Source organism: Pontiella sp. (assembly GCF_041622395.1).
Taxonomy (GTDB): domain Bacteria; phylum Verrucomicrobiota; class Kiritimatiellia; order Kiritimatiellales; family Pontiellaceae; genus Pontiella.
Map to the genome: position 1 here is coordinate 1 of NZ_JBFJYW010000236.1, position 6,098 is coordinate 6,098.

6 protein-coding genes are annotated in these 6,098 nt (G+C 62.0%); 3 read left to right on the top strand and 3 right to left on the bottom strand.

The genetic code is table 11. From position 1 onward, the window contains the following. Nucleotides 1–996 (top strand): mannonate dehydratase (locus ABYO54_RS12875; protein ID WP_372808654.1); only part of this gene is annotated, 996 nt, incomplete at its 5' end. Nucleotides 997–1,062: 66 nt separating this feature from the next. On the opposite strand, the gene era is transcribed toward ABYO54_RS12875, so the two are convergent. After that, complete coding sequence (gene era / locus ABYO54_RS12880) at nt 1,063–1,986, bottom strand: GTPase Era (RefSeq protein WP_372808655.1); 924 nt, start codon at nt 1,984–1,986, stop codon at nt 1,063–1,065. A gap of 104 nt (nt 1,987–2,090) precedes the next feature. Between era and ABYO54_RS12885 the strand changes: the two genes are divergently transcribed. Next, complete coding sequence (locus tag ABYO54_RS12885; RefSeq protein ID WP_372808656.1) at nt 2,091–3,074, top strand: peptidylprolyl isomerase; 984 nt, start codon at nt 2,091–2,093, stop codon at nt 3,072–3,074. Between the two features lie 14 nt (nt 3,075–3,088). On the opposite strand, the gene ABYO54_RS12890 is transcribed toward ABYO54_RS12885, so the two are convergent. Next, the gene (locus ABYO54_RS12890) at nt 3,089–3,493 is read right to left on the bottom strand and encodes a peptide chain release factor-like protein (RefSeq protein WP_372808657.1); all 405 of its coding nucleotides are present in this window, start codon (nt 3,491–3,493) and stop codon (nt 3,089–3,091) included. 70 nt (nt 3,494–3,563) lie between these two features. Between ABYO54_RS12890 and ABYO54_RS12895 the strand changes: the two genes are divergently transcribed. Then, on the top strand, nt 3,564–4,535 hold the full coding sequence (locus ABYO54_RS12895) for a lysostaphin resistance A-like protein (RefSeq protein ID WP_372808658.1): 972 nt from the start codon (nt 3,564–3,566) through the stop codon (nt 4,533–4,535). A gap of 40 nt (nt 4,536–4,575) precedes the next feature. Here ABYO54_RS12895 and ABYO54_RS12900 read toward each other — a convergent pair whose 3' ends face one another. After that, on the bottom strand, nt 4,576–5,865 hold the full coding sequence (locus tag ABYO54_RS12900) for a hexokinase (protein WP_372808659.1): 1,290 nt from the start codon (nt 5,863–5,865) through the stop codon (nt 4,576–4,578). Between the last annotated feature and the right edge of the window lie 233 nt (nt 5,866–6,098).

Here is a 6,098-nt window from a genome sequence, read left to right on the forward strand (position 1 = left end):
AAAACGCTGAAATATATCCACGCGGCCTTTGCCGCCTTCGACATCTATCTGCTCAAGCGCCACGACGCGGTGCAGGATTATATCGACGACGGCTCGTTTTCCGCCTCCGAAGCCGAGGAGGCCAAGCGCTACTGGGAAACCTACCTCGAACACGACGAGGAGCGCCAACAGCGGCTGATCGCCATGATCACCGCCGGGCTGCCGGGCGCGCAGGAAGGGTTTACGCTCGACGATTTCCGCGCGGCGGTCTCGAAATACGAAGGCATGTCGGTGGAGGTGCTCCGGGAGCACATCGCCTACTTCCTGGACGCGGTCGTGCCCGTCGCCAACGCCGCCGGGGTGCGGCTTTGCTGCCACGCCGACGATCCCGCCTTCACCCCCTTCCTCGGCACCCCGCGCGCCGTCGGCGGCGCGCAAGGCTATAAGTTCCTGCTCGACCACGGCTGCGGCGTCAACCTGTGCATCGGTTCGCTGATGGCCAACGAAAACAACCGCGACATCACCACCGTCATCCGCGAAATCGCCGATTACGGCCAAATGAAGGGATTGTCGATCGACGCCATTTTCCCGCACATCCACCTGCGCCCCATCGAAACCGACGGCAAGAATTTCCGCGAAGGGCACCATGCCGAACATCGCGAGGAGCTCGCCAAGGTGGTGCATACCCTCGTGGATCTCGGCTGGCAGGGCGTCTTCCGCCCCGACCATGCGCCGCAGTCGGACCACGGCTTTGGCCGCCCGGGCTACGACGTCATCGGCCGCGGCTACGGCGCGAACCTGCTGCTCGGCCTGTTCGAAATGGCGGAAATCGTCAAAACCACCCGCTTCCGCGCGGTGGAGGCCGCGATCAAGGCCGCCAACGGCGACATGGCGCTCAAGGAAGAGGCGGTCGAAGCCGCCCGCAAAGCGGAGTCGGACAAGATCGGCCGCAAGATCGCCTTCATAAAGGTGCCGTTTGCGTTCGGCGAACAGGGCGTGGTGGCCCACCTCCGATAGGAACCCCCGTTTCCCGCCGCGGCGCGTGCCTGCGGTTCCGGGGGGCGGCTGCGCCCGATCGACGGGTTAGGCGTAGCCCAGTTTTTTGAGGATCCAGAAGTTCTTGCGCCAGTTTTTCTCGACCGTGACCCATAGATTGAGTTTGAAGCGGACGCCGTACATTTCGTACAGCTCCTTCTCGGCCTGCTCCCGCACCCATTTGATGAGCCGGCCCTTATCGCCGATCACGATCCCCTTCTGGGAATGGCGCTCGACCATCACCGAGACATCGACGGTCCATTTCTTTTCCTCTTCGATGATATCCTCGACCCAAACGGCAACGGCGTGGGGCAGCTCCTGCTCCAAGCGGTGGAAATATTTTTCGCGGATGACATCGGCGATGTTCAGCTTGCGCGGGTAGTCGGTCAGGATGTCGTCGGGGAAGAGCGGCGGCCCAACGGGCGTATACTCGAAGAGCGTGCCGAGCAGATCGGCCATGCCTTCACCCTGCAAGGCGGAGACCGAAGCCCAAACGGGTTCCTGATTGCTCTCCTTCTCGGCCTTGATCGCTTTCCACAACTCCTGGTACGCACCGGCAAAGTTGCGGCCCCGGTCGCTTTTGTTGAGGGCAATGATGCACGGCACCTCCTCGCGGCAAAGGCGGCGGAACCAGCCGTCGTCTTCGAGTTCCGGCTTGGAGGAGCCGTCGAGCACCAGCAGGATGGCATCGACGCCCTGTACGGCGGAGCGCGCCGCCTTGTTCAGGTTTTTGCCGAGTTCGCCCTGGGCCTTGTGCACGCCGGGGGTGTCGAGGAACACGATCTGGCCGCGCTCCTCGGTCAGGATGGCGCGGATCAGGTTGCGGGTGGTCTGCACCGTATCGCTGACAATGCTGACCTTTTCTCCCAGCAGGTGGTTGACGAGCGTGGACTTGCCGACGTTCGTGCGGCCGACGATGGCGACGATCCCCGCGCGCCCGTTCGATGGGAATTCGCTATGTTCTTCAGTCATGGCCGCGGGTTGTAGCACACTTGGGCCGGAATGCGTAAAGAATATTCGCGGATTCGCTTTTCGGCGTTGCGCGTGCGCGACCCATTATCTATGGTGTTGGGTCTATGAAATTCGCACGTTCCATTTGGTTGACGCTGGCCACGGCCACGCTCTCGCTCGGGCAAACCAACATTGCCCCGAAACAAACATCGTTTCCGATCGACGGCTATGCCGCGAAGGTCAACGCCCGGGTAATCACCGTCGGCGAGGTCAACGAGGCCATGGCGCCGCTGTTGCCGGAACTCTACCGCCAGTACAAGGGCGCACAGCTCAAGGAAGAGGTGGAAAAGGCGTTCAGAAGAACCCGCAACGAACTGGTTGAGCGGGCGCTGATCATGGAAGCCTTCGAGGCCCGGGGCGGGATGATCCCGGACCAGTACGTGAACGACGAGATCAAGAACGAGATCAAGCAGCGCTTCAAGGGCGACGAGGCCCTCTTCGAGCAAGTGCTCGCCCAGCAGAAAAAAACGCGCGCGGAATACATGGATTTCGTCCGCGAGCAAATGGCCGTCGGCATGATGACCAGCCAGGAAGTCACCGGCCGCGCGCGCATCACCCCGGAACAGGTGCGCGAGGAGTACGAAGCCAACAAGGAAATCTATTTTATCCCCGAAAAGGTCAAACACAGCGTGATCGTGCTGAACAAGGGCACCTCCCCGACCGACCAGGCCGTCAAGATGGAAGAAGCCCGCAAGATCCGCCAACGGCTGATCGACGGGGCCGACTTTGCCGAAACCGCCAAGGAGGTTTCCGAGGGGAGCCGCGCCGCCGACGGCGGCGAATACCAGTGGCTGCAGCCCAAGGACGTGCGCCCCGAACTGCAGGAAACCCTCAAGGTGTTGCCGGCGGGCGAGATCAGCGAAATCATCGAAACCGACGACCAGCTCTACATCGTCAAGGTCGAGGCTCGCCGCCAACCCGGCTATAAATCCTTCGACGAGGTTCGGGCCGATATCAAGAACGCCCTCACCGCCAAGGAGCGCGCCCGCCTGAAAGAACGCTGGATCGCCCGCCTGCGGGAAAACAGCTACGTCGTCATCTACGAGTAGGCCGTCGGCCCCGTTCAATCCCCCGGCTGGATGCGGCCGCGCAGCCGCTTTTTCTGGCCCTGCTTCGCTTTGTCGTCGAGCATGCGGGCCTTTGCCCGGCGGGAACGGCGGCGTTTTTGGCGGCGGATTTTTTCGAAGGCCTGCTGTTTGGCGCTTTTTTCGCCGAGGAGCTGCCCCTCGACGTGCTCGCAAAGCTCGCGGCGGGCCCAGTAGCGGTTGTCGGCCTGCGAGCGGGTTTTCTGGCACCGGATCTCGGCGCCGGAGGGCGCGTGGTTCAACTGGACGCAGGAGGAGGTCTTGTTGATCTTCTGCCCGCCCTTGCCCGAGCCGCGGATGAAATGCTCCTCGATCTCCTGCTCGCTGATCCCGAGCTTTTCCATCCACCCGTGGAGCTTTTCCCATTTTTCTTGCGTAATCATGAAAGGAGCATAGGGATCCCGCCGCGCTTTCGCAATTGATTTAAACACTCCGCCGAATATGATGGGCCGAATGGAAATACTGCTCGCCAGCGCCAAAGCGGCCCTTTGCAACCTGCTCGCCTCGCCCGAATACCTTCTGTTTCTGGGCGGTCTGCTGGCGGCGTTGCTGCTCCTGCTGCACCACCGGAAGAATCCGCCCGAAAACGTGGCCCTGACCGAACGATTGTCCGAACGGGCCCTGGGATTCTTCGACATCTACGGCCTCGTCCTGCTCTACCTCACCCTCTTCGTCGGCGCCATGTTCACCGGGCGCTTTTTTTACGAAGAGCAGATTGCCGTGGCCAAACTGGGGATTGCCCTGCTGATCTACACCCTGGTTTCCTGCGCCATCATCGCCACGGCACGGCGGCGCAAGCTGACCATCGAATCCGGATTCGGAATGGGCATCCGGAACCTCAAGACCCTTGGGCTCGCCCCCCTCTTCTACCTCTCGATCATCCCGCTGCTCCTGCTGGTTGGCGCGGCGCTGAAATGGATCGGCTACGAAATGCCCCTGCAGGACAACGCCCAGCAATTCGTCGAGTCCAACCCGACCGAGCGCATCCTGTTTGCCATCATGGCCATTCTTGCGGCCCCCCTTTTCGAGGAGCTGCTGTTCCGCGGGGTCATCTTCCCCGCATTGATCAAGCACATGGGGCCAAAGGCGGCCATTCTGCTGGTTTCGTGCCTGTTCGCGCTGCTGCACTTCCACTTCTTCATCTTCATGTTGCTGTTCGCGGCGGTCGCCGTCGTCTGCGCCCTATTCTGGAAGGCGGCGGATCCGAGGCTGCGGCTGCTGACGCGGACCCTGCTCGCGATCGTCCTGCTGTTTTCGGGCTACATCACCTTCGCAAGCGGCAGCTTCCACTCGTTCCTCTCGCTGATGATCCTTTCAACCGGAACCTGCCTGGCCTACTGGCGGACGGGCTCGCTCTGGAGCAGCATCGGCATGCACGCCGTCTTCAACGCCGTCACGATCTACTCCCTGAGCGTGGCGGGCTGAAAACCGACGCCGGCGAAATGGAGATCCCGCACGAAATTCCCTAGAACGTGGTGAGTCCGGCAATGGCGGCACCCACGACGGGAGCGTCGTCGACCTGGATGCAGCGGATGTGGAGGCCACGGGCGGAGAGCATTTCCGAGAGATAGGCCTGCACCTTTTCGGCCATGCCGAAGGTCTTGTAGTAGGTCGAGCCATCGATGTTGACGCAGACGGGCCGTTCGGGATCCTGCCCCGCCCCGCCCTTCAACACCCCCGCCAGAATGTTCACGGCCGTCAGCAACGCGGCGCGGTCGACCACCGCGCCAAACACCGCCTTCATGATTTCGCGATCGCCGTCGGTAAAGGCTTCCGTGCCCAGCACCCCGACATCGCGGCCGTTGCCGGCGGCCAGGTTGTCGATGTGGATGGTCGAGAGCTCGTTCATGATCGCGAACGAGGCGGCGCCTTCGTTGGAAAAGACCCCCTCCTGCGCCAATGCCTGGAACAGCTCCAGCGCCACGGAACCCATGTAAACCCCGGAAATCGTCTTCTCGAAAACATGCCCCCCGGGGTTTTCGCTACGCTCGTCCAACCGGATATCGAACGGACCGCGCTCGAACGCGGCAAAGCCGCCCGACTCGACGTTGATGACCTGTGACCCGGCACCGAGAGCGCCGCCAAGCTTGCCGATGTTCGCGTTGCTTTCAACATAGGCCGTGTTGGTGCCCGTTCCGAGAATGAAACCGACATAGGACGAGGCGTTGAAGGTTTGCCCCTGCGCGAGCCCGGCCAACAGACAGGCGACGGTGTCGTTCAGAACCACGACGTTTTTTTCGGGGATGCCCCGTTGCGCCAGCGCGGCGAGGAGCCCGGCGCCGATCTGCTTGCCGACCAGCTCCGGAATCTTGATCTCCTTCGTCCAGTGCAGCAGGCGGCCATCGTAGTCCGGCAGGATCTCGGCGGGATAGGAAAAGCAAAAGCCAATGCTTTCGAACTCGTGCTGGATCGGTTCGAGCGCATCGACGAGCACCCGGTAGAATCCCGCCGCCGCGATTTCCTCGTCGCGGCCCGGCATCGGTTGCTTGCTGAAGTTCGAGAGTTCGATGCCCCCCGCGTCGTCGAACTTGGCGGTGCAGATGCGCAGGTTGGTGCCCCCCGCATCGATGACCGCAACCGACCGCCCGGCGGGCACCTTGCCCGCCGTTCCGACATAGGCCGGAATCATCGCCAACGAGCTCGCCTCGCCGGCGAGCCCCTTTTCCATCTCTTCGAGAAAATGCGCCAGCAGCTCATCGGCGTCATAGGCCTCCGCCGCAACCATCCGATCTTTCAACCAAGCCTTGATATCCATCCTTTTATCCCTTCTTAAATAGGTCCCGTTTCTACACCTTGCACACCGCGACATCAAGAAAGCAGAAGCAAAGCCGTCGATCCATTCGCGGAAATCCACGGCGCGCATCCCCGCCAGCCCTTGAGCAGGCAAGGATGCCTGCTTCACGAATTGCGGCGGATTGTAGGGCCGAAACGGTTGACGAAGGAGACCTTTCAGCCGTTCGGGGAATCGGGGTCGAAGCGGCCCGCCGG

Excerpts from the sequence above, each read along its gene's own strand:
- ABYO54_RS12890 (WP_372808657.1), bottom strand. The coding sequence starts at position 3,493 with ATGATTACGCAAGAAAAATGGGAAAAGCTCCACGGGTGGATGGAAAAG.
- ABYO54_RS12885 (WP_372808656.1), top strand. The coding sequence starts at position 2,091 with ATGAAATTCGCACGTTCCATTTGGTTGACGCTGGCCACGGCCACGCTC.
- ABYO54_RS12900 (WP_372808659.1), bottom strand. The coding sequence starts at position 5,865 with ATGGATATCAAGGCTTGGTTGAAAGATCGGATGGTTGCGGCGGAGGCC.
- era (WP_372808655.1), bottom strand. The coding sequence starts at position 1,986 with ATGACTGAAGAACATAGCGAATTCCCATCGAACGGGCGCGCGGGGATC.
- ABYO54_RS12895 (WP_372808658.1), top strand. The coding sequence starts at position 3,564 with ATGGAAATACTGCTCGCCAGCGCCAAAGCGGCCCTTTGCAACCTGCTC.